The organism is Actinoplanes palleronii, from assembly GCF_016862315.1.
Lineage (GTDB): Bacteria > Actinomycetota > Actinomycetes > Mycobacteriales > Micromonosporaceae > Actinoplanes > Actinoplanes palleronii.
The window spans coordinates 1-23,778 of sequence record NZ_BOMS01000085.1; the positions used below are offsets into that span (position 1 = coordinate 1).

Here is a 23,778-nt window from a genome sequence, read left to right on the forward strand (position 1 = left end):
GGCGCCGAGCGCGGGGCTCCGCTGCTCCGTCGGCGTCGGCCAGCCGCGCCGACCGGGGCAGTGGCGGAGGTGGATGGGTGGGTGGGGAGGTGGGCTGGTGTGGGTGGGGTCAGCGGTTGATGTCGGTGCCGGTTAGGGCGGTTAGGTCGGGGCGGGTGGGGGCGCCCTGGCAGTCGCCGGGGACCGTTACCGCGAAGGCGCCGGCGGTGATCGCGGTGTGCAGGCGGGTGGTGGGTGGGGCGCCGGTCAGGCGGTCGGCCAGGTAGCCGGCCACGAAGGCGTCGCCGGCGCCGACCGGGTCGATCACGGTTACCGGGAGGGCGTCGGCGGTGAGGCGGGTGCCGTCGATCAGGGCGGTGCAGCCCCGGGCGCCGTCCTTGATGATCACCTCGGTGGGGCCGAGTGCGGCCAGGCCGGCGACCGGGTCGGTGGCGTCGGTGAGGATGGCGGCCTCGTCCGGGCCGGCGAACACCACGTCGGCCCGGGTGACCAGGTCGCGCAGGATCGGGGCGGCGTCGGAGCGGGACCAGAGTTTGCTGCGGTAGTTGACGTCGATCGAGACCGGCACCCCGGCGGCCCGGGCGGCCTCGACGGCGGCGAAGACGGTGGCGCGGGCGGTGTCGCTCAGGGCCGGGGTGATGCCGGTGATGTGCAGGATCCCGGCCGACTCCAGCTCGGACAGGGGCAGGTCGGCCGGGTTCAGGTGGGAACCGGCGCTGCCGGCGCGGTGGTAGTCCGCGTGGATGAACTGGGCGGACCGCCGATAGCGGATCATCAGGCCGGTCGGTGACGCGTCGGGGACGGCCAGCACCCGTACGCCGGAGGAGCGCAGGCGGGCCGCGATCAGTGACCCGGCGGAGTCCGGGCCGAGGCGTCCGAGCCAGGTGGCGGACCCGCCGAGACGGGCGACACCGACCGCGACGTTGCTCTCCGCCCCGCCGACCGCGAGGGTGAAACCGGGGGCGTGGTCGAGCGGGCCGATGCCGTCCGCCACGAAGATCCCCATGGCCTCGCCGAGGGTGAACAGCCCGCCGCTCACCGGACACCCCGGACCGATGCCGAGCGAGGCGCGGTCACGAGCGGGCCTGGGCGACGGCGTCGACGGCGCGCTTGGCCCGGGCGGCGAGGGCGGTGAGGCTGCCGCCGGTGGCCGCGTCGCCGACCAGGGGGCCGCCCAGCCCGACCGCGGACGCGCCGGCGGTCAGCCAGGCGGTGATGTCGTCCAGGTTGATGCCGCCGGTGGGCAGGATGCGGACGTGCGGGAGGGGGCCGCGGAGGTCTTTCAGGTACGCCGGTGTCAGCCCTCCGGCCGGGAAGAGCTTGACCATCGGCGCCCCGGCGAGGTGGGCGCGGTAGACCTCGGTCGGGGTGTACGCCCCCGGGTAGCACGGCACGCTCTGCCCGGCGAGGGTGTCGAGCACCGGCGAGACCAGGAACGACGCGCCCGCGTCGACGGCCGCCCGGGCGTCGTCCGGTGTGAGCACGGTGCCGGCCCCGATGATCGCGTCGGGTGGCAACCGGCGGCGCAGGGCGGCGATCGCGTCGAGGGCGCCCTGCGAGGTCAGGGTGACCTCCAGGGCGGTGATCCCGGCGGACACCAGCACGTCGGCGACGACGGAGAAGCCGCCCGCGGTCGGTGCCCGGAGGATGGCGACCAGGCCACTGTCGGCGATGGCCGCGGAGACGGGGTCGAGGGGGGTGCGAAGATCGGTCACGGGGTCGATCCTGCCCGATCCCCCGCCGCCGAGGCCAGCTACCGACGGCGGATTCCCATCACCGAAGGAAAGCGCATTCCCAGCGCTCAGGAGCGCTCCACCTCGGAACGTTTGAGGGCTGCACCGTTCTGCGGCCTCCGCCCGTTCAGGGAGTGCGGCCGCGCCGACGGCGGGGCGTCCTCGATGCCCAGCTCCTCGCGGATCGCCGCCTCGAGCTGTTGCATGATCAGGGGCACCTGGGCGAGCAGCTCGCGGAAGTGGGTCTCCGGGCGGACCCCGGACACCCCGGCCGGGTTCATCGGCGCGTGCAGCCGCTCGAGTTGCAGGTGGACGGCGAGGGCCGCGCTGCGTACCGGGCCGGAGGCGAGCAGCCGGACCGGCATCAGGGCCGGGCTGATCTCGTCGGTGTAGGCGAGGGCGGACGGCGGCTTCTCGTCCGCCTCGAAGCTCAACCGCAGGCGCACGACCGACCGTTCGAAGGCGGCCAGCAAATCGACGTAGGCGGCCTTGCGCTCCTCATACCAGCGGCGGGTGCGCCGCCGCCGGCTCAGCAGAACGTTGTCACGGGCGGCGATGAACCGCACCGACGCGGCGCCGACCAGCGCGAACACGGCGGCCACGAGGGGCAGCCCCCACCACGGGATCTGAGACACCCGCTAACCGTATCGACCCGGTGCCGGGCGGTCTGTCACCCACTCCCGAGGCATCGACGACCAGGGTCACCCGATCCAGACCTCGATCCCGTCCAGGATCCGGGCCAGGCCGAACTCGAAGAGCACGTTCAGATCAAATGCGAAGTCCGGCGTACGCAGGAACAGCTCCTCGAACTGCGGCATCCGATGCTCCTCGACGAGCCGCCCGAACGCCGCACTCTGGGCGTCCATCCACTCGTCGTCGGTCAGCCCGGTGTCCCGCATCGCCACGGCTTCCGGCTCGAGCGCGCTGGCCACCCCGCGGACGAAGCTGAACAGCAGCACCTCGACGAGCATACGGTCGGTCACGGTCAGCCGGGTCCCGCCGAGCGAGCCCATCAGCCACTCGCCGAGGCGCATGGCGTTCGGGGTCATCTGCGGCCGGGTCAGCGACATCGACACACCCAGCCAGGGGTGCCGCTGGAAGATGTCCCACAGCGCCCGGCCGCAGCCTTCCAGATCGGCCCGCCACGCGCCGGAGTACCGGGGCGGCACGCGCAGCTCGCCGAGCGCCGCGTCGATCATCGCGAGTTCCAGGTCCTCCCGGCCGGGCACGTGCCGGTAGAGCGACATGGTGGCCACGCCGAGGTCGGCGGCGACCCGGCGCATGGACAGCTCGCCCATGCCGTGCTCGTCGGCGATCCGGATCGCGGCCACCACGATCCGCTCCGGGCTCAGGTCGGTGTCGCGCCGCGGGGCCGGCCCGGCGACCACGGTCCCGACGCCGGGCCGGGCCAGGGTCAGCCCCTCGTCGCGCAGCGCCGCGTGCGCCTTGGTGGCGGTCGCGATCGCCACACCCCACTCCCGGGTGATCGCCCGCGCCGACGGCACCCGGTCGCCGGGGCGCAGCTCGCCGGCCTCGATCCGGCGCCGCAACTCCGCCACGATCCGCGTGTAGGCCGCCTCCACCTAGTACACCCACCTCTCCGTACTAGTGCAGTTTGCCCTGCTGGGAGAACCGCGCTTAGCGTGCATAGTACATCGATATACAGAGTACGCAGGGGGCGGGGAAATGCGGGTACTGATTTCCGGGAGCAGCATCGCCGGGCCGGCGTGTGCGTTCTGGCTGCACCAGGCCGGCGCCGAGGTGACCGTGGTGGAGAAGGCCCGGGCGCCGCGGCCGGGCGGGCACGCGGTGGACGTGCGCGGCGTGGCCCGGCGGATCGTCGAGGCGATGGGTGTCCGGGAGGCGATCCGGGCCCGGCAGGTGGACGAGCGGGGCATCGCGCTCGTCGACCGGAACAACCGGCCGTTCGGCAAGCTGCCCGCCACCGCGTTCGGCGGCGAGGGCATGATCGCCGAGATCGAGATCGCCCGGGGTGACCTCGCCGAGGTGCTGCGCGAGGCGACCGAGGACGTCGCCGACTACCGGTACGGCGACCGGATCACCGCGCTGGCCCAGGACCCGACCGGCGTCGACGTCACGTTCGCGAGCGGCACCACCGGCCGGTACGACGTGGTGCTCGGCGCCGACGGCGTGCACTCCGGGGTCCGCGCGCTGGCCTTCGGCCCGGAGACGGACTACGTGCGCCACCTCGGGGCCTACTCGGCGTACTTCACCGTGGCCGATCCGGGCGACCTGGACCACTGGGCGCTGATGTACAACGAGCCGGGCCGGGTCGCCCTGCTCCGGCCGGAGCGCGGCGGCACCGCCAAGGCCGGGCTCTCCTTCCGGGAGTCGTCACCCGGTTTCGCCCGGCTCACCCGGGACGAGGAGCTGCGGCTGGTCGCCGAGCGGATGGCCGGCGCCGGCTGGAAGATCCCGGGGCTGCTGGCACAGATGCCGGACGCGCCGGACTTCTTCTTCGACGCGATCAGCCAGGTCCGGGTGCCGCGCTGGTGGCGGGGCCGGGTCGCCCTGGTCGGCGACGCCGGGTACTGCGGGTCGCCGCTCGCCGGGCTGGGCACCAGCCTGAGCCTGACCGGGGCGTACGTGCTGGCCGGCGAGCTGGCCACCCGGCCCGATCCGGAGTCGGCGTTCGCGGCGTACCAGGACGTGATGGCCGACTACGTGGCGTCCGGGTTGGAGCTGCCGCCGGGCGGGATGTCCGGTTTCGCGCCGAACAGCCGGCTGATGATCCGGGCCCGCGGGCTGTCCTTCGGGATGATCAGCCGATGGCCGATGCGGCAGCTCGTGGCGAAACAGTTCGGCAAGGCCGACGCGATCACCCTGAAGGACTACGCGCTGGGCGCGACCCGGTTGCCCGACCGGGCCGTCACTCCAGGTACGCCAGCCCGTCGATGATCACTCCCGGACGTCCGGCCGTGCCCTCCGGCTCCACCCGGACGGTGTGCTGCCCGGCGTCGGTCCACGAGCGGGCCCAGATCACCCGGCGGTAGACCGGTGCGGTCGCGTGCGTGTCGGCGTACCCCTGGAAGTCGCCGTCGACGTAGACCTTGACCCGGCCCGAGTTCGTCGTCCGGCCCACCACCAGGCCCGCGGAGCTGCCGGTGAACGTCCAGCTCAACGACGACGCGTCGGTCGCGGCGGCGGCTGCCGCGCCGCCGAGATGGCCTGGGTCCGGGCGGTCCCGCCAGCTTCCGGTCCGCACGGCCTCGGTCTCCTGCAACACCCCAGGGGTACGACTGACCGCCGCGGCACGCTCGTTGCCCGCGTGGTCGGTCGCCGTGACCGTCCAGGTGCTCTCCTCGCCGACCCGGGCCGTACCCGTCAGGCTCTTGATGCTCCCGGCCAGCGCGGCCTCGCTCGCGCCGGCCACGGTGACCCCCCGCAACCCGGCGGGATCGGTGGCCGACCAGCTCAGCCGGACCGGCGCGGTGACACCGACCGTCCCGCCGGTGATCGTGGCCCGCGGCAGGCCGGTGAAGTCCGGCGGCGTCGCGTCCGCCACCACCTGGACCGTGGCGGTCGCGGTCCGGCCGGAGAGGTGCACGGCCTGGACCGCGACGGTGTGCTCGCCGGGTTCCAGGGTGAGGTTCGCGAGCCGGAAGCCGTTGGCCCGGGACAGCGCGAGCTTGCCGTCCACGTAGACGTCGAACCGGTTGATCATCCGGCTCGAGGTGATCAGGTCCCAGAGCGGGCGGAGCGCGCCCTGGGTCCAGTAGGTGCCGGACCAGAGCCAGGCGCCGGAGAGCTTCCGGAAGGCCAGGCTGCTCGGCGCCGCGCCGGCCAGGCTCCGGATCGACGGGAGCTGGGCGTAGAGCGCCTTGCCGGGGCACTCGGTGAGGCCGGCGTCGCGGTGCCCGGAGATCCGGTTCAGCAGCACCCGGCGGCCGGCGGTGAATTTCGGGCTGCCGCCGGAGACCATCGTGGTCCGCCCGGCCGGCGCGTTGCCGTCACCGCCCAGCTTGTACGCCGCGAGCTGGGCCACCGACAGCCGCGCCGCCGCCGGGATGGCCACCGAGCGGAAGTCGCCGATCACCGCGACCGCGCTGGCGTTGCTGTTGAAGCCCAGGGTGTGCGCGCCGAGCACGTTGTGGGTGACGCCGCCGCCACGCCCCTCGAAGATCGTGCCGCACTTGTCGACCAGGAAGTTGTAGCCGACGTCGTTCCAGCCCTTGCTCTTCACCTGGTAGGCCTGGATGCCGCGGACGATGCTGGTCGAGGTCTTGCAGCTGTAGTTGTTGCCGGTCGCGGTGTGGTGCACGAAGAACACCTCGACGTCACCGGTGTAGCTCGGCGACTCCTTGACGATCCGTTCGTTCGCGCCCCAGGCGGCCCGGGTCAGCATCTTCGGCACCGGGCGGGCCGGGATCTCGACGCCGGCCTTCCGGCGAGGTTTCTCGAACGCTGCGGGTGTCATCGCCGCCGACGAGGAGGAGGTCGCGTCCGGGTTGATCAGGTCGACGCGCATCCCGGCCGGCAGCGCCCGCGCCCCGCTTCCGGTGATCACCCGGGCCTGCACCCCGGTCGACGGGCCGACCCAGAGCGGGTCGCTCGCACCCCGGACGCCCGGGCCCTCGGCGCCACCGGACTCGTCCGGCGCGTCGGTCTCCAGCACCTGCCACGGCGTCCAGGTCCCGGTGCCGGACGGCCGGGTCCGCACCTCGATCGTCCCGGCCGCGACCGCCTTCGGGTCGTCCCAGGTCACGCCGACCAGGCTGAACCGCGCGGTGTCCCGCTCCGGCAGCTCGGCGATCTCCGCGCGGCCGCCCGAGGACTCCGCGACCAGGCGCATCCCGGCCGGGAAGGCGAACGTCTGCAGCAGCGGGACCGGGCGGGACGGGGTGAGACCGACGATGGCGAGTGCCACCGCCGGGGTGGCGGCGACCATGGCGGCGACGAGACGGTTCCGGCGCATGCGAGAAGCTCCCCCAGCCACCGGCGGAAGGGGTCATTTCGGGATGCAACCGGCGACCAACTGACACCTTGCCGGGGACGCGAGTGGCCTGTGATGAGTTCCGTGAAAAAGCCTCGGACTTATCCGGCTTTCTGCTGATGCCGGGCCTGCTCCACCAGACCGGCGATCATCCAGTCGGCGATCGCGGGGAATTCCAGCGGCCCGCCACCGCCCTCGATCAGCGCCTTCCGCAGGAACGGGAAGTTTCCGCTGGTCACGGCCGCCCCGATGTCCACCGCGGCCAGCGCCGGATCACTCGTCAGCTCACCGGTCACGTAGGACGCCACGAACCCGGTGAACAGCCCGAGCAACGTCATCTTGGTGATGCCGGGAAGACCGGCCGGCTCCAGCGCGCGCAGCCCGTGCTCCAGGAAACCGAGCAGGTTGCGGCCGGTCAGCCGGCGGCCGCCGAGCACACCGGGCAGCCACGGGTGGGCCCGCATCAGGTCGCGCTGCATGACCAGCAGCGCCAGCACGTCGGCCCGCCAGTCGCCGGTGACCCGGGGCGGGACCGGCTCGCCGGCCACCCGGTCCACCATCAGGTCGATCAGGTGCTCCCGGTCCGGCACGTACGTGTAGAGCGACATCGCGCCCGCGCCGACCTCGGTGGCGACCCGGCGCATGGTCACCGCCTCCAGCCCGTCGGTATCCGCGACGGTCACCGCCGCGGTCACCACCTGGTCACGCGTGTACGCCGGTGGACGCCCTCGCGGCATGACGTTCCTCCTGGTAATCTTTTTGGTACAACGTACGGGAAAGGGGTTTGATCGATGCGCGACCTGCCCTGGCTCCTCCGCCTGATGCGACGGCGGACCCGCAAGGGTCCCGCCGCACGGTACGACGTCCGCTGGGATCCGGCCGTGCCGGTGCCCGGCGCCGACGGCGATCCGATGCTCACCGACCACTACGCCCCGACCACCTCCGAACCCTGCCCGACCGTCCTGCTCCGCGCGCCGTACATCCGCGGCGGCTTCCCCTGGAACTACCTCTACGGTGCCCTCGTCGCCGAGCAGGGTTTCCACGTGCTGCTGCAGAGCAGCCGTGGCACCGGCGGGTCCGGCGGTGAGTTCGCCGCCTGGAGCAACGAGGCCCGCGACGGTCAGGCCGCCGTGGAGTGGATCCGCAAGCAGGACTTCTTCAACGGTGACCTCTACACGCTCGGCCCGAGTTACCTGGCCTACAGCCAGCTAGCCCTGGCCGCCGCGCCGCCGCCGGAGTGGCGCGGCGCGGTCGCCCAGGTCGGCGTGATCGATCCGTACCGGTTCTTCTGGCCCGGCGGGCGGTTCGCCCTGGAGCGTTCGCTGGTCGGCGGCCTCGGCCTGTTCAGCCAGGCCCGGACGTTCCGGGCCAACCTCGGTGCGGTCGTGCGCCTGCAGATGCGGCTCAGCGGGATGCTGCGCCGCACCCCGCTGATCAGCACGTATCCCGCGCTGTTCGGCGGCCGTCGCCCGGAGTTCGAGAACTGGCTGACCAGCCCGTCGCCGGACGACCCGTACTGGGCGGGCGCCGGCGTCGGCGCGGCCGCGGCGGCGCTGCCGGTCCCGGTCAGCCTCTGCACCGGCTGGCACGACCTGGCCACCGACCAGGTGATCGAGCTCTACCAGCGGCGCCGGGACGCGGGCCACGAGGTGGATCTGCTGATCGGTCCGTGGACGCACACCAACGCGCTGGAGCGCGGCTGGGCGGAGGTGTTCGGCCAGGCGATGCGGCGGATGCGCGGCGAGTCACCGCCGCTGCCGGTCCGGGTGCACGTCGGTGGCGCCGACGAGTGGCGCGATCTGCCCGATTGGCCGCCGCCCGGCGTCCGCCCGCGGCGGTTCCACCTGGGTCCGGGTTCGCTCACCGCCCTTCCGGGTCAGGGTTCGACCACTTTCCGGTACGACCCGGAGCACCCGACCCCGTCCATCGGCGGCGCCCTGCAATCGCCCACACAGGGCACCCGGGACATGGCGAAACTCGAAGAGCGCGACGACGTGCTGCTGTTCACGTCCGCCCCGCTCGACGAGGCGGTCGAGGTGATGGGTCCGGTGCAGACCGAGTTCGACGCGTCGACCAGCGCGGCCAGCGGCGACCTGTTCGCCCGGCTCTGCGACGTCGACCCTGCCGGCCGGTCGGTCAACGTGTGCGACGGGCTGGCCGGGATCACGGCCGACGGCCGGACCGTGGTGACGATGGGCTCGGCGGCACACCGGTTCCGGGCCGGGCACCGGATCCGGCTGCTCGTGGCCGGTGGGGCGTACCCGCGCTGGCTGCGCAACTACGGCACCGGCGAGCCGCCGGCCACCGCCACCCGGATGGTCCCCACCGAGACCACGGTGGAGCACAGTTCAGTATTGATGATCACTGTGGTTTAGCGGCTCGGAGCCGTGGGGTACAGGGTCGCCGCCCCATCCCCACGGCTTCGAGGAGTATCCATGACCATCCAGGGCGTCTTCTATCTGATCGCGATCATTCTGCTGGTGCTGGCCGCACTGCCGGTCGCCACCCGCGGTATCAGCCTGGCCCTGCTCGGCGCGGCGTTCGCGCTGCTGGGTTACGCCTGGCCGGTCCTCACCTGATAGCAGTCCCGGTCTTCCCGGGCATTGATCACCGGCTGTGCTTGCGCCGGTAGACCACCGCCTGCCAGGGGGCGAGCGTCAGCGCTTGCGACGACGCCCCCGGCAGGTTGGTCAGCACCAGTTCGGCGCCGGCCCACCCGGCCGCGTCGTCGATCTCGGCCGGCGCCGTCTCGCCGGAGAAGTTGCCGATCACCAGCAGCTCGGTGTCGCCGAGCCGGCGGGTGAACGCGTAGAGCCGCTCGTCGTGCGGCAGCAGCATGGTGAAGTCACCCTCGGCCACCGCCGGTTCGGCGTGCCGCAGCGCGATCAGCTGCCGGTAGTAGTGGAACACCGAGTCCGGGTCGGCCCGCTGCTCGGCCGCGTTGATCTGCGGGTAGTTCGGGTTGACCGCCAGCCACGGCGTGCCGGTGCTGAACCCGGCCTGCGGCGAGGAGTCCCACTGCATCGGGGTGCGCGCGTTGTCCCGCCCCCGGGCCCGCAACACCTTCAGCACCTCGTCCGGGGTCCGGCCCTCCAGCTCCAGGGCCTGCTTGTACTGCCCGAGCGCCTCGATGTCGCGGAAGTCCTCGATGCCGCCGAACGGGTAGTTGGTCATGCCGAGTTCTTCGCCCTGGTAGACGTACGGCGTGCCGCGGTGCAGGTGCAGCACGGTGCCGAGCATCTTGGCCGAGGCGGCCCGGTGCTCCGCGGAGTCGTCGCCGTAGCGGGAGACGACCCGGGGCTGGTCGTGGTTGTTCCAGTACAGGCTGTTCCAGCCGACCTCGGCGAGACCGGCCTGCCAGCGGCCCAGGATCGCCTTGAGGTTGGTCAGCTGCAGCCGCTGCAGCAGCCACGGGTCCGGGCCCCGATCGGCCCAGACGTGGTCGAACTGGAAGACCATGTCGACCTCGTGCCGGTCCGGGTCGGTGTGCAGCTTCGCCTCGTCGACGGTGACGCCGGGCATCTCCCCCACGGTCAGCATCTCCTCACGGCCGGCGAACACCTCCCGGTACATCTCCTGGAGGAACTCGTGCAAACGCGGACCGCCGATAAATCCGGCCGAGCCGTCGGCGTACGCGGAACCGGCCGCGAGCCGGCCGTCCGGCAGCGGAAGGACCTTGGAGATCATGTTGATCACGTCCATCCGGAAGCCGTCCACGCCCCGGTCCAGCCACCAGCGCATCATCGCGTAGACCGCCTGGCGGACCTCGTCGTTCTCCCAGTTGAGGTCGGGCTGCTTGCGGGAGAACAGGTGCAGGTAGTACTCGCCGGTCTTCTGGTCGAACTCCCAGGCCGGTCCGCCGAAGACCGAGCCCCAGTTGGTCGGCTCGGCGCCCGGCGCGCCCGGCTCCATTCCGTCTCTGGCCGGTCGCCACCAGTACCAGTCGCGCTTCGGGCTGTCGATGGACGAGCGGCTCTCCTCGAACCACGCGTGCTCGTCGGAGCTGTGGTTCACCACCAGGTCCATGATCAGCTTCATGCCGCGGTCGTGGGCGCCGGCGAGCAGCTCGTCGAAGGTCGCCAGGTCGCCGAACATCGGCTCGATGCCCTGGTAGTCGCTGATGTCGTAACCGTTGTCGTCCTGTGGCGAGGGATAGATCGGCGACAGCCACAGCACATCCACACCGAGTTCGGCGAGATGGTCCAGGTGGTTGATGACGCCGCGCAGATCACCCATGCCGTCACCATCCGAGTCCGCGAAGCTCCGCGGGTAGATCTGGTAGACGACCGCCTTCTTCCACCACGAATCAGTCATAACTCTTCTCTAACACGAGAACGGACCGCAGAACGGGCAGGCATACTGTGCGAGTGTTAATTGACCAAAGATCGCTTTTGTCGTGAAGATCGCGTTGTTGGGGCCTATCGCCTGGCGGACGCCGCCACTGCACTACGGACCATGGGAACTGATCACCAGCCTGCTCGCCGAGGGGCTGACCGCGCGCGGCATCGACGTCACGCTCTTCGCCACCCTGGACTCGGTCACCGAGGCGACCCTGGACGGTGTCGTGCCCACCGGTTACGAGGGCAACCCGGAGATCGACGGCCGGGTCTGGGAAGCCCTTCACGTGAGTCACGCCCTAGCACGATCGACCGAATTCGATCTCGTGCACAACCACCTGGACTGGCTGCCGCTGGCGTTCTCGGCGCACTGCGCGACCCCGATGCTGACCACCGTGCACGGCTTCTCCGGTGTGAACATCCTGCCGGCCTACCGCCGGGCCCGGTCGCAGTACGTGTCCATCTCCGACAGCGACCGCTCGCCCGATCTCGACTATCTGGCCACCGTCTACCACGGCGTTGATCTGAACGGGCTGCCGTTTCACGCGGATGGTGGTGAAGATCTGATCCTGTTCGGGCGAATCCACCCGGACAAGGGCACCGACACCGCCATCGAGATCGCTCGACGGGCCGGCCGCCGATTGGTGCTCTGCGGCATCGTCCAGGATCATGACTACTTCACCGAGCGCGTGGAGCCGCATATCGACGGTGACCGGGTGGTCTACCTGGGCTCGGTGGGTCCCGACGAACGAGGGAAGATCCTCGGTTCCGGCCTGGCTCTGCTGCATCCGATCCGCTTCGCCGAACCCTTCGGCCTCTCCGTGGTGGAATCGATGGCGTGCGGCACCCCGGTGATCGCTTACCGAAAAGGATCAATGCCTGAGGTAATCGACGACAGCGTGACCGGCTTCCTGGTGGATACCGTGGACGAGGCTGTCACCGCGATCGGTCGGGTCGGGGAGATCGATCGGGGAGCGTGTGCCGCGCGTGCCCGGCACCGCTTCTCCGCGGACCGGATGGTCGACGAGTACCTGGCGATTTACCGAAAAATCGTCAGCAAATAGCTGAATCTTGTTAACGTCGCAATGTGAATTGCGCGTTAAACGGGAGTTATTCCCGGAACGCCTTTACGCCGTTCACGCGCGGTGTACACGTTCGATGCCCGCGCGCGGAGTCCGCGCTGCGGGGAGGCAGCCGGCCTAGGATAGAAAGGCCAGTCATGCCCGCGACATACGGGTTTTTGAGCACTTATCCGCCCACTCAATGCGGTTTGGCGACGTTCAATGCGGCGTTGTCGTCCCACCTCACGGCCGGCAGCGGCGGATCGGGGGTGGTGCGGCTTCTCGCCAGGGACAATGCCAGCGGGGGGATCGCGCTCGACCGAGGCGCACCGCGGGTCGTGCACACCTGGGACACCGACATGCCCGGTGGCTGGCCGGGGGCGGCCGCCGCGCTGAACCGTTTCGACGTGGCGGTGCTGCAGCACGAGTACGGCATCTACCCCGGCGACACCGGTGACGAGGTGCTGCCCCTTCTGCGCGCCCTCCGGGTGCCGTCGATCGTCGTGCTGCACACCGTGCTGACCCAGCCCGATCCCCGGCAGCGGGCCGTCCTGGAGCAGATCGTCGCCCGGGCGGACGCCGTGGTGACCATGACCGACACCGCCCGGCGCCGACTGACCACGTACTACGCGGTCGACCCGCACAAGGTGACGGTGATCCCGCACGGCGCCACCAGCCACAGCGGGGTGGCCCGCGAGACCCACGACCAGCCGTACCTGCTCACCTGGGGCCTGCTCGGGCCGGGCAAGGGCATCGAGTGGGCGCTGCGGGCGCTCGCGCTGCTCGACGACATGGACCCGCTGCCGATCTACACGGTCGCCGGCAAGACCCACCCCAAGGTGCTCGAACAGCTCGGCGACGGATACCGGGACGGGCTGCGCAAGCTCGCCGACGAGCTCGGCGTGACCGACCAGGTCCGCTGGGTGGACACCTACCTGGAACCGGCCGAGCTGTCCCGGCTGATCCGCTCGGCCGACGCGGTGGTGCTGCCGTACGACTCGACCGAGCAGGTCACCTCCGGCGTGCTGATCGAAGCGGTGGGCGGCGGGGTGCCGGTGGTGGCCACCGAGTTCCCGCACGCCGTGGAGCTGCTGGCGGACGGGCCGGGGCTGCTGGTGCCGCACCACGACCCGGAGGCGATGGCGGTGGCCATCCGGCACGTGCTCGCCGAGCCGGCCATGTCCGGCCGGCTGACCGGGCTCGACAGCGGACCGACCCTGCGCTGGCCGGCGGTCGCCGCCCGCTACCAGGCGCTGGCCTCCCGGCTGGTCGCCGACCGCTCGCCGCTGGCCGCCGCGACCATCCCGGCATGAGCCTTTCCTTACGGCTGATCCCGCCGCCGGTCCAGCTCGCCGACGTGCCGCAGCCCCGCTTCGACCACGTGCTGCGGCTCTCCGACGACACCGGCATGCTGGAGCACGCCCGCAACGCGATCGCCCGCCGCGAGCACGGCTACTGCGTCGACGACGTGGCCCGCGGCCTGCTGGTCGTCGCCCGGGAGCCGAAACCGGCGCCGGACGTGCTCCGGGCCGCCGAGCGCTACCTGGCGTTCCTCACCCACGCGCAGGGCGCCGACGGGGCGTTCCGCAACCGGATGAGCTACGACCGGCGCTGGCAGGACGAGCCGACTCTGGGCGACTGCTGGGGCCGGGCGCTGTGGGGGCTCGGCACGGCGGCGGCCCGCAGCACCTCCGGCTGGATCCGGCGGGAGGCGCTGATCGCGTTCCGCCTCGGCGCCGCACGGCGCTCCACCTGGCCTCGGGCGATGGCCTTCGCCGGGCTGGGCGCGGCCGAGGTGCTGCGCGCCGGCCCGCACGATCCGGTCGCCGCCGAGCTGCTCGGCGACGCGGCCACCGTGATCGGGCTGCCCGGCTCGGACCCGGCGTGGGTGTGGCCGGAGCGCGAGCTGACCTACTCCAACCCGGCCCTGGCCGAGGTGCTGATCGCGGCCGGCGACCTGCTCGGCGACGAGGCGCTGCTCGGCGACGGCTTGCGGATGCTGTCCTGGCTCTGCGATCAGCAGGAGCAGCACGGGCACCTGTCCTGCGTGCCGGTCGGCGGCTGGCGGCCCGGCGCGGTCCGGCACCGGTACGACCAGCAGCCGATCGAGGCGGCGGCGACCGCGGACGCCTGCGCCACCGCCGCCGCGGTCACCGGCGACGAGCGCTGGGACGCACCGCTGTTTCAGTCGATCGCGTGGTTCCTGGGCGATAACGACACCGGATCGGTGATGTACGACAGCGAGACTTGCGGTTGTTATGACGGATTGACGGCTGATGGTCCTAATCTGAACCAAGGAGCCGAATCCACCCTCGCGCTCGTCTCCACGCTGCAGCATGCCCGCACGCTGGCGATCCGGAGCGCGACCCGACCGTCAGGCGGCCAAGCGTGACCGCAACAGTCAATACGACCGACATCACTCGTCACAACATCACCATGGCGCCCGACGGCCGGCGCGTGGTCATCAAACTGTTCGTGCCCGGCGAGGATGCCCACGCCACGCACAACCGCGCGGCCTGCATGATCGAACGGATGCTCCAGCTCGACGAGAAGGACATCACCGAGCTGCTGGACGACGTGCTGAACCGCTTCTCCGGCCGGCACCACGACATCCTGTCGGTCTTCCAGCACCACTACGAGGTGGTCCAGCACCGGGTGCCGCCGGAGATCGAGCTGTCGCCGTCGGCCCGGACGCTGATCGGGGCGTACTTCAGCCACGAGTTCTCGGTCGAGGCCGCGGCGCTCTGCAACCCGTCGATGATCCCGCACCCGGACCAGAGCGACCTGGGCCCGGGCGAGCTGCGGGCGGCGCTGAGCCTCCGGCAGATCGGCGAGGGACACATCTCGTCGATAGGGTTCTGCAGCGTGATCATCGGACCGGGCGCGGCGATCCGGCTGGAGGACCGGGACGGACCGCTCACGATCGGCCAGCGGGTCGGCGCCAAGCACATGAAGCACCAGCTCTTCGCGGCGCTCGGGGACGAGAACATCGACAACGAGGCGTCCGCGTACATCCTGAACTCGCTGCCGGACCGGTACGACGACCTGGAGTTCGAGGACACCCTCAGCCACATGCCGCACGAGCTGTCGGCGCGTCCCACCACCCCGATGACGATGGACCTGATCCGGCGGATCGTCGGCGACGACTACGCGGTCACGTTCCCGGCCACCATGCCGCTGCACCAGCGGGTGCTCTGGCCGGCCACCCCGAGCGAGAGCCGGGGCATGGAGGACGCCCGCTTCGTCCGGGTGATCGACCCGGACGGGCGGCCGGCGTACCAGGCGACCTACACCGCGTACGACGGCTTCAACATCTCCGGGCGGGTCATCTACACCCGTGACCTGCGGCACTTCGAGGTCACCACGCTGCACGGGCCGGCCGCCCGGAACAAGGGCATGGCGCTGTTCCCGCGGTACATCAAGGGCAAGAAGATGGCGCTCTGCCGCTCCGACGGCGAGACGCTGGGCCTGGCCGTCCGCGACGAGCAGCACCGCTGGCAGCCGGCCGGCCCGCTGCTGGTCCCGCACCGCGGCTGGGACCTGATCCAGGTCGGCAACTGCGGCTCGCCGATCGAGACCGAGGCCGGGTGGCTGGTGCTCACCCACGGCGTCGGGCCGATGCGCCGGTACGCCATCGGCGCCATGCTGCTCGACCTGGACGACCCGTCGAAGGTGATCGCCGACCTCCCGCAGGGCCTGATCGACCCGGACGAGATCGAGCGCGAGGGGTACGTCCCGAACGTGCTCTACTCCTGCGGCGGCCTGGTGCACGAGGGCCGGTTCTGGCTGCCGTACGCGTCCAGCGACGTCCGCATCAGTTTCGCCAGCATGCCGCTGGACCGGCTGCTGCACCGGATGACCCCGATCGAGCGCTAGCGCCTCACACCGTGCCGGCCACCACCCAGATGGTCAGCACGGCGAGGAAGTCGCCGCGGGCGCCGGCCGCCTCGACGTGTGCCAGCCACTCGTCGCGCAGGCCCGGCGGCGTCCGCCAGGTGTCCTCCGGCACCCGCGGGTTGACCATCGGGAGCACCACGGCAGCCGAGTCCGGGTTGCCGAACAGGCACGTCACCGGGGTCGCGGTCAGGTCGCTCAGACCGGCCGCGACCAGCCGGCGCCGCAGGGTGCGCCCCATGTCGCCCTGCTCCGGCGTGAAATGCGGCCCGACGAACGACAGCACCGTGTCACGCAGCCCGACCGGCATCCCGTCGAAGGCCAGCGAGTCCCAGTCGGTGTCGATCAGGCAGAGCCGGCCGCCCGGACGGGTCACCCGGCGCAGTTCGCCGATCGCCGCGTCCGCGTCGTCGACGTGCTGCAGCACCCGCTCGCACCACACCCCGTCGACCGTGTCGTCGGGCAGGTCCAGGTCGCAGACGTCGCCGGTCACGTACCGCACGTTGCTGTCGTCGTGCCGTGCGACAGCGGCCGCCGTGATCGCCGCCGAGTAGTCCAGCGCGATCACCTCACCCCGCGGCCCCACCTCGGCGGCCAGCCGGCGGGCCACCTCGCCGCTCCCGGAGCCCGCGTCCAGCAGCCGCGCCCCGAGCGCCGGCCGCAGCGCGTCGAACCCGGCCCGGCGCACCCGCCGGATCTCCGGATGGCGGCCCATCTCGGTGAGCGCGGTGAGCACCATCTCCGACATCCGCGCCGGCAGTCCGTCGATGTCGGAAAACGGCGTGCGGTCCTTCTGCGCGGGTTCCATGCCGCGATTGTTCTCTTGGCGCACACCTATTCGGCGGTGCCGGTCATCCATCCGACAGGGGGCTCCACCTGCTTTTCTTTTGATCCGTTCCAGTACCGTGGGGCCCTTGTGAGACAGGAGCACCCGATGACCACCCCCCTGCCGCGGCCACAGCCGCCCGCCCCCACGGCGCCGGCCTGGATCACGTGGCCGCTGAGGGCCATGGCCCTGGTGGTGGTGCTGCCGGTCCAGTTGGTGTGGGCCGTCCTCGGCGCGGCGTACCAGTACGTGCTGGTCCCGATCGGCCGCGCGCTGGGCTGGCTGCTGCGCACCCTGCTGGTCGCGCCGCTGCTCTGGCTGCTCCGCCAGCTGCTGCAGTGGGTGATCCTGCCGGTGCTGCACGCGCTGCGCTGGGTCGGCGGCGCCGTGCTGGTCGCGGTCGGCTGGGTGCTGCGGATGCTGGTGCGCTGGGTGTTCCGTCCGATCGGGACGGCGCTCGCGGCGGTGGTGTTCTTCATCGGACGATGGATGCTGCTGCCGATCGGGCGGGCGCTGGCCTGGGTCGCACAGATGATCTACCGCTGGGTGCTGACCCCGATCGGACTGGTGATCGCCGGGCTGGTCTACGCGTCGTACCGCTGGGTCCTGCGGCCGATCGGCCTGGCCATCGCCTGGACCGCCCGCCGACTCGGCGCGGCCCTGGCCTGGACCGGCGTCACCCTCTACCGCTGGGTCCTGCGCCCGATCGGCCTGGCCATCGCCTGGACCGCCCGCGGACTCGGCGCGGCCGTGGCCTGGACCGCGGTCGCCACGTACCGCTGGCTGCTGCGCCCGGTCGGCCTGGCGATCGCCTGGACCGTCCGCGCCATCGGGGCGGCCCTGGTCTGGGCCGCGGTCACGCTCTACCGCTGGATCCTGCGGCCGATCGGCCTGGCCGTCGCGTGGGCCGCCCGGTTCCTCTACCGCTACCTGTTCCGCCCGATCGGCCTCGCGGTCGCCTTCACGTGGCGGTACACGTTCGGCGCGGCGTTCCGCGGTCTCGCCGCCGCCGGCCGCTGGCTGCGCGACGAGGTGCTCCGCCCGGCCGGCGCTGTGATGCGCGACGCGCTGGGACTGCGCCGCTGATACCACATTTCGTGACGCCATGTCATGCGGCCGTTATCACAAGTAACCACCGGGTGCACCCGCAACAGGCTGGCAATGGATGTGAAAAACTTCCGGCATGATCGAGCAGGTGCGGTTCGGGCTGGTGGGCTACGGCAGCGGTGGGCGGATCTTCCATGCCCCGCTGGTCTCGTCGGCGAAGAACATCGAGTTCGTCGGCGTGGTGACCACCTCCGAGGAGCGCCGTAAGCAGGTCGCCGAGCAGCTCCCGGGCGTGGCGAGCTACGACTCGCTCGCCGCGCTGGCCGCGGACGGGGTGCAGGCGGTGACCATCTCCACCCCCGCCTCGACGCACGCCGAGCTGGCCCTGGAGGCGGTCCGGCTGGGTCTGGCCGTGGTCGTCGACAAGCCGTTCGCCCTGGACGCGGCGAGCGCCCGTGAGCTGGTCAAGGCGGCCGAGGCGGCCGGTGTCCCGCTGACGGTCTACCAGAACCGCCGCTGGGACTCGGACTTCCTGACGATCCGCCGGCTGATCGAGAAGGGCTCGCTCGGCACCATCCGCCGCTTCGAGTCCCGGATGGAGCGCTGGGCGCCGGACCGTCTGCCGAAGGCGGCCGGCGGCGGCACCCTGCTCGACTTCGGCTCCCACCTGGTCGACCAGGCGCTGCAGCTGCACGGGCCGGCCCAGCGGGTCTACGCCGAGATGCGCGGCGAGACCGAGCTGGACGACGACTTCTTCCTGGCCATGCACCACCTCAGCGGCGTCGAGTCGCACCTGTGGGGCAGCTGGCGGCAGGCCGGCCCGGGCCCGCGTTTCCGGGTCACCGGCACCGCCGGCACGTTCATCTCCAACGAGCTCGACGGCCAGGAGGACCTGCTCAAGGCCGGCAAGACCCCGGCCAAGCTGGACGAGCGCTGGGGCCTCGAGCACGAGCACCGCTGGGGCCACCTGTTCCGCGGCTCGACCGGCGCCCCGGTGGAGAGCGCCCGCGGCCGCTGGGACTCGTTCTACCCCGCGTTCGCCGACGCGGTCCTGGGCAAGGGCCCGCTGCCGGTCGACCCGTGGGACTCGGTCCGCGCCATGGAGGTCCTCGACGCCGCCCGCGTCAGCGCCACGACGGGCCGCTCCGTCACCCTCTGACCCGCTTCTCCCCAGGCCGGCGTCCCACTCAGGGCCGCCGGTCTTTTCAACCCCATATGGTACGAAATGGGAGTCCCGTCCGCAGGCTACGAGCCGAGTCCCGTGCCAGTCTCGCGCGACACCGCCCCCACTCCCGACCGCACCGCGCCCCCAGGCCCCGGCTGGTCCTTCAGGGGTGTCTCGGGGTGCCGGAGGCACCCCGGAGAGCCGGCGGGGAGTGTCAGCGGGGCTGGAGGGTGTCGTCGACTACCCGGGCGGTGGCCAGGAGGTCGGCGAAGGTGGCCGGGGTCAGGTCCAGGCCGCTCGGGAGCCAGGTGATGCCGGGCTGGTCGGGTTCGGTCATCGCGATCAGGATCTCGTCGGGGGTCAGGCCGGCGGCGCGGAGCGCGCGGAGTTCGCGCGGGTTGACGCCGGCGGGCAGCGGGCCGTTGCCGAGGTCGGTGCCGTAGCGGACCTTGCCGCCGTGCTCGACGAAGCGCCGCAGGTTGCCGATCGCGACCTCCCGCGCCGGATCGATCTCCGGAGCCGGGGGCACGGAGCCGGGCGGGGGCACGGAGCCCGGCGGGGGCACGGAGCCCGGCGGGGTCGGGTCGGTCCAGCCGTGGATGTCCAGGGTGCTGATCCAGGTCATCCGGGAGGCGCAGGCGCGGAGCAGCGGGTCCGGCAGGGACTCCGTCCACGGGGTGTGTGCCAGCAGGTCGGCGCCCGCCTCGAAGGCCGCGGCGACCGTGCCGGGCCCCTCGGCGTGCACCACCACCTGAAGGCCGGACGCGTGGGCCGCCTCGACCAGGGCGCGCAGCGTCGGCTGCGGGAGCGTGGGGCCGCCGGCATGCGCGGTCACCTTGATCAGGGTGGCGCCGGCCGACCAGGCCTCGGCCACCGCGGCGCCCGCGTCGGCGGCTGAGCTGATCTCCCGCCAGCTGCCGGCCGGCGCCCAGGCGCGGTCGCTCGGGTAGCCGCCCGGTGCGATCAGGAACGGTCCGGCGTAACGAATCCGGGGCAGGGCCGAACCGAGCCTCCCGGCGCGCGCCGCGAGGTCCCGCAGGGTGTCCGGGACGCCGCCGAGGTCCCACACCGCGGCGATCCCGCCGGCCCGGACGGTGCCGAGGTCGGCCAGGGCCGCGTGCACGTGCGCGTCGACCAGGCCGGGCAGCAGCGTGCCGGGCAGGCGGCGGACCCCGTCGCTCGGCGCCATCTCGGCGGGTACCGGCTTGGCCCGGCCGTCCGTGCCGACCCGGAGGGCCACTCCCCGGCGGAGCCGGCCGCCCCACCAGATCGAGTCGGCGAGCAGCCAGTCGACCCGGTCGCGCGCCTCGGTCACCGTCGGACGCGGTTCCCCGGGCCGGACGGTTCCGGTCGTGGCGGCTCTGGCCGTACGGGAAAAGCAGTTGTCTGTGCCGCAACCCGCACCGCCGCAGGAACGCGGCGGCAGACCGCCCACCTCGGCGTCCGGCGCGGCCGAAGAGGCACAGGACTCCGCGGTCACCGCTGCTTCTCGGCCAGGTCGCGGAGGATCGAGAGGCCGTGGTGGACCTCGGTGAAGCTGGTGCTCAGCGGCGCCGGACCGATCCGCAGACCGTCCGGGTGGCGGTAGTCCGGGATCACCCCGCTGTCCCACAGCGGCTCCAGCAGCTCCTCGAAGCCGGCCCGGCGCAGCGTCACGTGCCCGCCGCGGCGCTCCGGCTCGCGCGGGCTGACCACCTCGACGCCCAGCGGCGTCAGCCAGGCGTCCGCGATGTCCAGGACCAGGCCGGTGAGCAGCAGCGACTTGGTCCGCACCGCCTCGATACCGGCTTCGGCGAGCATGTCCAGGTTGGCGTGCATCGGCACCATCGCCAGGATCGGCGGGGTGCCGCTGAGCAGCGCCCGGGCGCCGGACGCCGGCTGATAACCGGGACCCATCTCGAACACCGCCCGATGCCCCATCCAGCCCTGGATCGGCTGGCGCAGCTCGTCCTGCAGGCCCTGGCGCAGGTAGCCGAACGCGGGCGCGCCCGGGCCGCCGTTGAGATATTTGTACGAGCAGCCGACCGCCAGGTCCACTCCCCACTCGTCGAGCCGGATCGGCACCGAGCCGGCCGAGTGGCACAGGTCCCACAGGGTCAGCGCGCCGGCCGCGTGCGCGATCCGGTTGATCTCCGCGACGTCGGCGAGCCAGCCGGAGCGGTACGCGACGTGGGAGAACAGCACCAGCGCGGTGTCCGGACCGACCGCGTCGGCGACCTGCGCGGGGTGCACGCCGGTGACCGGGTCGGTCTCGATCCAGTGCAGGGTGAGGCCGCGCTCGGCGGCGATGCCCTCCAGGATGTACCGGTCGGTGGGGAAGTTGTCGGTGTCGAGCACCACGGTGCGCCGGTCCGGGCGGGCGTCGACAGCGGCCCGGGTCAGCTTGTAGAGCAGCACCGTGGTCGAGTCGGCGACCACGGTCTGCCCGGCCGCGGCGCCCAGCGCGACCGCGCCGAGCCGGTCGCCGAGGGTGAGCGGCCAGTCCATCCAGCCGTCGGTCCAGCCGCGGATCAGCCGGCCGCCCCACTGGCCGCGGACGAAGTCGTCGAGCAGCCGGGCGGTCGCCTCCAGGGGACGGCCGAGCGAGTTGCCGTCCAGGTAGGAGACCGCCGAGGTGGGCACGAACCGGTCCCGGAAGGCCGCGAGCGGGTCGGCCGCGTCCAGGGCGGTGGCGCGGGCCAGCAGATCGTCGGTCAACGCGGGACTCCGATCTCGGTGCGGACGGCGTAGAGCTCCGGGAAGAATGTCAGATCGAGAGCGGCTTTCAGGAACGAGACCCCGCTGGACCCACCGGTGCCGCGCTTGAAGCCGATCGTCCGTTCCACCGTCTTGAGGTGCCGGAACCGCCAGAGCTGGAAGTTCTCCTCCAGGTCGACGAGCTCCTCGCAGGCCTCGTAGGCCTCCCAGTGCTGCTCGGCCTGCTCGTAGATGGCGGTGAGGACCGGCACCAGGTCGGCGCGGTACTCCCACGGCTCGGTGACGTCGCGCTGCAGGATCTCCACCGGGACCGGGTGTCCCTGCCGGGCCAGCAGGTGCAGGAACTCGTCGTACACGCTGGGCGTGCCGAGCAGCTCCTCGAGCAGCTCCCGGGCGGCCGGCTGGTCGTCGAAGATCTGCAGCATGTGCCGGTCCTTGTTGCCGAGCAGGAACTCGACCGCGCGGTACTGGTACGACTGGAAGCCCGACGACGTGCCCAGGAAGCTGCGGAACTGGGCGTACTCGGTCGGGGTCAGGGTGGCCAGCACCGACCACTGATCGGTCAGGGTCCGCTGGATGTGCTTGACCCGGGCCAGGCCCTTGAGCGCCGGCTTGAGCTCGTCCTTGGTCAGGTGGGACAGCACCCGGCGCAGCTCGTGGATGATCAGTTTCAGCCACAGCTCGGACGTCTGATGCTGGATGACGAACAGCAGCTCGTCATGGTGCTCCGGAACGCTCACCGGATGCTGAGCACCCAGGACCTCGTCCAGATGCAGGTATTCGCCGTACGAGAGATTCACTTTGAAGTCCCGGACGATGTCGTCTTCCAGCGGCCTCGATGCCGACATGGTGATCACCCACTCCTTGTGCGCCTCTTGAAGGAGATCACACCGGGCCCTGGTACACCCATCGGCCGTCGTGCCGGACGAATCTGCTGCGCTCGGTCATCACGCCGGGCGTGCCGCCGTCGCGGTAGTGCGCGCGGAACTCGACGAAGCCCTCGGCGTCGAAGAGGCCACCACCGGTGCTCTCCAGCACCTCCAGGCGTACCCAGCGCAGGGCGGGGTCACTCTCCAGCTCGTCCGGGCGGGTCTCCGGGAGCCAGGAGTGCAGAACATAATCGGACAGGTCCAGGGCGAACGCGCTGAAGCGCGATCGCATCAAGGCTTCCGGGTCCGGTGCCGGCTTGCCGTCGTGGATCGGTCCGCAACATTCCGCGTACGACGGTGAGCCGCACGGGCACGCCCGGGCGCGGGGGGTTCGCTTGCTACCAGCCATGCCGGACAGTCTTCCTCAGCCCGCCTGCTGCTCCACCACGATCCCGCTGATCACCTTCTGGCAGCGGTCCAGCTCCTCGATCAGGCCCTGCATCTCCTCGATCGCCGAGACCGCGCTCTGCGTGTCGGTGCGGATCCCGCCGACCTGGCTGCCGATCTCGCTGGTCGCCGTCGCGGTCTCGTTGGCCAGGTCCTTGACCTCGCTGGCGACCACGGCGAAGCCGCGTCCCGCCTCGCCGGCCCGGGCCGCCTCGATGGTGGCGTTGAGCGCCAGCAGGTTGGTCTGCTTGGCGATCGTGGCGATCAGCTGGACCACCTTGCCGATCTCGGTGCTGCTCGCCTCGAGCCGCTGGATCACCTGCACCGCGGTCTCCGCGGCGTGCACGGCGGCCTGGGTGGCGGTGGCCATGTCGTTGCTGACGTTGGCCAGCCGGAACACCGAGTCACGCTGCCGGTCGTGCGCCGACTGGTCCCCCGCGCCGCCGGAGGACCAGCTGTCGTTCTGATCCCAGTCGGTCATGTGGTGGGGTCCCTTTCTTACCGGTAGCCCCCAACATCCCACCCCTCCACCCGGGGCGGGCGGTTTTCGACAACCTCGCCGCGCTCGCCGTCAGGCAGCCGCTCGCCGCGCTCGCCGTCAGGCAGCCGCTCGCCCGCTCGCCGTTATGCAAGCGTGAGGTAAGCCCTGTCAGCACGAAGCGCGACGGTTAACCGGGTAAGTCCCGGGCGAACCGCGGCACACGCTCACCGCCCGTGAAACATCTTGGAAACTTAAAAGCTGCGCCTG

22 protein-coding genes are annotated in these 23,778 nt (G+C 71.8%); 9 read left to right on the forward strand and 13 right to left on the reverse strand.

Going from position 1 to position 23,778, the window contains the following annotated elements:
* Positions 1-109: 109 nt before the first annotated feature.
* From Apa02nite_RS26980 to Apa02nite_RS26995, 4 genes are all read right to left on the reverse strand, one after another.
* A complete protein-coding gene (locus Apa02nite_RS26980; protein WP_239164594.1) occupies positions 110-1,039 on the reverse strand; it encodes a sugar kinase in 930 nt (309 codons plus the stop codon).
* A gap of 34 nt (positions 1,040-1,073) precedes the next feature.
* Positions 1,074-1,715: a bifunctional 4-hydroxy-2-oxoglutarate aldolase/2-dehydro-3-deoxy-phosphogluconate aldolase gene (locus Apa02nite_RS26985; RefSeq protein ID WP_203827456.1), complete on the reverse strand. Its 642-nt coding sequence runs from the start codon at positions 1,713-1,715 to the stop codon at positions 1,074-1,076.
* Between the two features lie 86 nt (positions 1,716-1,801).
* Positions 1,802-2,368, reverse strand: coding sequence for a hypothetical protein (locus Apa02nite_RS26990; protein ID WP_203827457.1), 567 nt, complete (start codon positions 2,366-2,368; stop codon positions 1,802-1,804).
* A gap of 66 nt (positions 2,369-2,434) precedes the next feature.
* The gene (locus Apa02nite_RS26995; protein WP_203827458.1) at positions 2,435-3,316 is read right to left on the reverse strand and encodes a TetR/AcrR family transcriptional regulator C-terminal domain-containing protein; all 882 of its coding nucleotides are present in this window, start codon (positions 3,314-3,316) and stop codon (positions 2,435-2,437) included.
* 103 nt (positions 3,317-3,419) lie between these two features.
* On the opposite strand from Apa02nite_RS26995, the gene Apa02nite_RS27000 reads away from it, so the two are divergent.
* On the forward strand, positions 3,420-4,652 hold the full coding sequence (locus Apa02nite_RS27000) for an FAD-dependent monooxygenase (protein ID WP_203827459.1): 1,233 nt from the start codon (positions 3,420-3,422) through the stop codon (positions 4,650-4,652).
* Here the strand turns inward: Apa02nite_RS27000 and Apa02nite_RS27005 are convergent.
* Both Apa02nite_RS27005 and Apa02nite_RS27010 read right to left on the reverse strand, forming a co-directional pair.
* Positions 4,624-6,669 (reverse strand): peptidoglycan recognition protein family protein, encoded by a 2,046-nt coding sequence (locus Apa02nite_RS27005; protein WP_203827460.1) that lies wholly within the window; start codon positions 6,667-6,669, stop codon positions 4,624-4,626. The two genes, Apa02nite_RS27000 and Apa02nite_RS27005, sit on opposite strands and share 29 nt — an antisense overlap.
* 119 nt (positions 6,670-6,788) lie before the next feature.
* Complete coding sequence (locus Apa02nite_RS27010; RefSeq protein WP_203827461.1) at positions 6,789-7,424, reverse strand: TetR/AcrR family transcriptional regulator; 636 nt, start codon at positions 7,422-7,424, stop codon at positions 6,789-6,791.
* Positions 7,425-7,478: 54 nt separating this feature from the next.
* Between Apa02nite_RS27010 and Apa02nite_RS27015 the strand changes: the two genes are divergently transcribed.
* Complete coding sequence (locus tag Apa02nite_RS27015; RefSeq protein WP_203827462.1) at positions 7,479-9,062, forward strand: CocE/NonD family hydrolase; 1,584 nt, start codon at positions 7,479-7,481, stop codon at positions 9,060-9,062.
* Positions 9,063-9,122: 60 nt separating this feature from the next.
* A complete protein-coding gene (locus Apa02nite_RS27020; RefSeq protein WP_198170458.1) occupies positions 9,123-9,266 on the forward strand; it encodes a hypothetical protein in 144 nt (47 codons plus the stop codon).
* Between the two features lie 28 nt (positions 9,267-9,294).
* Here Apa02nite_RS27020 and Apa02nite_RS27025 read toward each other — a convergent pair whose 3' ends face one another.
* Entirely contained in the window at positions 9,295-11,001 is a 1,707-nt protein-coding gene (locus Apa02nite_RS27025) for an alpha-glucosidase (RefSeq protein ID WP_203827463.1), read from the reverse strand.
* 82 nt (positions 11,002-11,083) lie between these two features.
* Between Apa02nite_RS27025 and Apa02nite_RS27030 the strand changes: the two genes are divergently transcribed.
* The 4 genes from Apa02nite_RS27030 to Apa02nite_RS27045 all read left to right on the forward strand — a co-directional run bounded on the left by Apa02nite_RS27030 (position 11,084) and on the right by Apa02nite_RS27045 (position 15,961).
* Positions 11,084-12,088 (forward strand): glycosyltransferase family 4 protein, encoded by a 1,005-nt coding sequence (locus tag Apa02nite_RS27030; protein ID WP_203827464.1) that lies wholly within the window; start codon positions 11,084-11,086, stop codon positions 12,086-12,088.
* A gap of 155 nt (positions 12,089-12,243) precedes the next feature.
* Positions 12,244-13,398, forward strand: coding sequence for a glycosyltransferase (locus Apa02nite_RS27035; RefSeq protein WP_203827465.1), 1,155 nt, complete (start codon positions 12,244-12,246; stop codon positions 13,396-13,398).
* Positions 13,395-14,477, forward strand: a complete 1,083-nt coding sequence (locus Apa02nite_RS27040; protein WP_203827466.1) for a glycosyltransferase — start codon at positions 13,395-13,397, stop codon at positions 14,475-14,477. The genes Apa02nite_RS27035 and Apa02nite_RS27040 overlap by 4 nt, the downstream gene beginning before the upstream one ends.
* Complete coding sequence (locus tag Apa02nite_RS27045) at positions 14,474-15,961, forward strand: glycoside hydrolase family 130 protein (protein WP_203827467.1); 1,488 nt, start codon at positions 14,474-14,476, stop codon at positions 15,959-15,961. The genes Apa02nite_RS27040 and Apa02nite_RS27045 overlap by 4 nt, the downstream gene beginning before the upstream one ends.
* Positions 15,962-15,965: 4 nt before the next feature.
* Here Apa02nite_RS27045 and Apa02nite_RS27050 read toward each other — a convergent pair whose 3' ends face one another.
* The gene (locus Apa02nite_RS27050) at positions 15,966-16,787 is read right to left on the reverse strand and encodes a methyltransferase domain-containing protein (protein WP_067684442.1); all 822 of its coding nucleotides are present in this window, start codon (positions 16,785-16,787) and stop codon (positions 15,966-15,968) included.
* 126 nt (positions 16,788-16,913) lie between these two features.
* Here Apa02nite_RS27050 and Apa02nite_RS27055 point away from each other — a divergent pair, with 126 nt between their 5' ends.
* The gene (locus tag Apa02nite_RS27055) at positions 16,914-17,891 is read left to right on the forward strand and encodes a hypothetical protein (protein WP_203827468.1); all 978 of its coding nucleotides are present in this window, start codon (positions 16,914-16,916) and stop codon (positions 17,889-17,891) included.
* 97 nt (positions 17,892-17,988) lie between these two features.
* On the forward strand, positions 17,989-19,011 hold the full coding sequence (locus Apa02nite_RS27060; protein ID WP_203827469.1) for a Gfo/Idh/MocA family protein: 1,023 nt from the start codon (positions 17,989-17,991) through the stop codon (positions 19,009-19,011).
* Between the two features lie 220 nt (positions 19,012-19,231).
* On the opposite strand, the gene Apa02nite_RS27065 is transcribed toward Apa02nite_RS27060, so the two are convergent.
* From Apa02nite_RS27065 to Apa02nite_RS51970, 5 genes are all read right to left on the reverse strand, one after another.
* Positions 19,232-20,332 carry an amidohydrolase family protein gene (locus tag Apa02nite_RS27065; RefSeq protein WP_239164595.1) on the reverse strand — a complete coding sequence of 367 codons (1,101 nt, stop codon included), beginning with the start codon at positions 20,330-20,332 and terminating at the stop codon, positions 19,232-19,234.
* A 161-nt stretch (positions 20,333-20,493) separates the two neighbouring features.
* The gene (locus Apa02nite_RS27070; protein ID WP_203827470.1) at positions 20,494-21,714 is read right to left on the reverse strand and encodes a kynureninase; all 1,221 of its coding nucleotides are present in this window, start codon (positions 21,712-21,714) and stop codon (positions 20,494-20,496) included.
* A complete protein-coding gene (locus Apa02nite_RS27075; protein WP_203827471.1) occupies positions 21,711-22,562 on the reverse strand; it encodes a tryptophan 2,3-dioxygenase in 852 nt (283 codons plus the stop codon). The genes Apa02nite_RS27070 and Apa02nite_RS27075 overlap by 4 nt, the downstream gene beginning before the upstream one ends.
* 37 nt (positions 22,563-22,599) lie before the next feature.
* Positions 22,600-22,914, reverse strand: a complete 315-nt coding sequence (locus Apa02nite_RS27080; RefSeq protein ID WP_307871984.1) for a YchJ family protein — start codon at positions 22,912-22,914, stop codon at positions 22,600-22,602.
* Between the two features lie 93 nt (positions 22,915-23,007).
* Positions 23,008-23,511, reverse strand: coding sequence for a methyl-accepting chemotaxis protein (locus tag Apa02nite_RS51970; protein ID WP_203827473.1), 504 nt, complete (start codon positions 23,509-23,511; stop codon positions 23,008-23,010).
* Positions 23,512-23,778 lie beyond the last annotated feature (267 nt).

Excerpts from the sequence above, each read along its gene's own strand:
- Apa02nite_RS27000 (WP_203827459.1), top strand. The coding sequence starts at position 3,420 with ATGCGGGTACTGATTTCCGGGAGCAGCATCGCCGGGCCGGCGTGTGCG.
- Apa02nite_RS27015 (WP_203827462.1), top strand. The coding sequence starts at position 7,479 with ATGCGCGACCTGCCCTGGCTCCTCCGCCTGATGCGACGGCGGACCCGC.
- Apa02nite_RS27025 (WP_203827463.1), bottom strand. The coding sequence starts at position 11,001 with ATGACTGATTCGTGGTGGAAGAAGGCGGTCGTCTACCAGATCTACCCG.
- Apa02nite_RS27040 (WP_203827466.1), top strand. The coding sequence starts at position 13,395 with ATGAGCCTTTCCTTACGGCTGATCCCGCCGCCGGTCCAGCTCGCCGAC.
- Apa02nite_RS27050 (WP_067684442.1), bottom strand. The coding sequence starts at position 16,787 with ATGGAACCCGCGCAGAAGGACCGCACGCCGTTTTCCGACATCGACGGA.
- Apa02nite_RS27020 (WP_198170458.1), top strand. The coding sequence starts at position 9,123 with ATGACCATCCAGGGCGTCTTCTATCTGATCGCGATCATTCTGCTGGTG.
- Apa02nite_RS27010 (WP_203827461.1), bottom strand. The coding sequence starts at position 7,424 with ATGCCGCGAGGGCGTCCACCGGCGTACACGCGTGACCAGGTGGTGACC.
- Apa02nite_RS27035 (WP_203827465.1), top strand. The coding sequence starts at position 12,244 with ATGCCCGCGACATACGGGTTTTTGAGCACTTATCCGCCCACTCAATGC.
- Apa02nite_RS27005 (WP_203827460.1), bottom strand. The coding sequence starts at position 6,669 with ATGCGCCGGAACCGTCTCGTCGCCGCCATGGTCGCCGCCACCCCGGCG.
- Apa02nite_RS27075 (WP_203827471.1), bottom strand. The coding sequence starts at position 22,562 with ATGTCGGCATCGAGGCCGCTGGAAGACGACATCGTCCGGGACTTCAAA.
- Apa02nite_RS27055 (WP_203827468.1), top strand. The coding sequence starts at position 16,914 with ATGACCACCCCCCTGCCGCGGCCACAGCCGCCCGCCCCCACGGCGCCG.
- Apa02nite_RS51970 (WP_203827473.1), bottom strand. The coding sequence starts at position 23,511 with ATGACCGACTGGGATCAGAACGACAGCTGGTCCTCCGGCGGCGCGGGG.
- Apa02nite_RS27060 (WP_203827469.1), top strand. The coding sequence starts at position 17,989 with ATGATCGAGCAGGTGCGGTTCGGGCTGGTGGGCTACGGCAGCGGTGGG.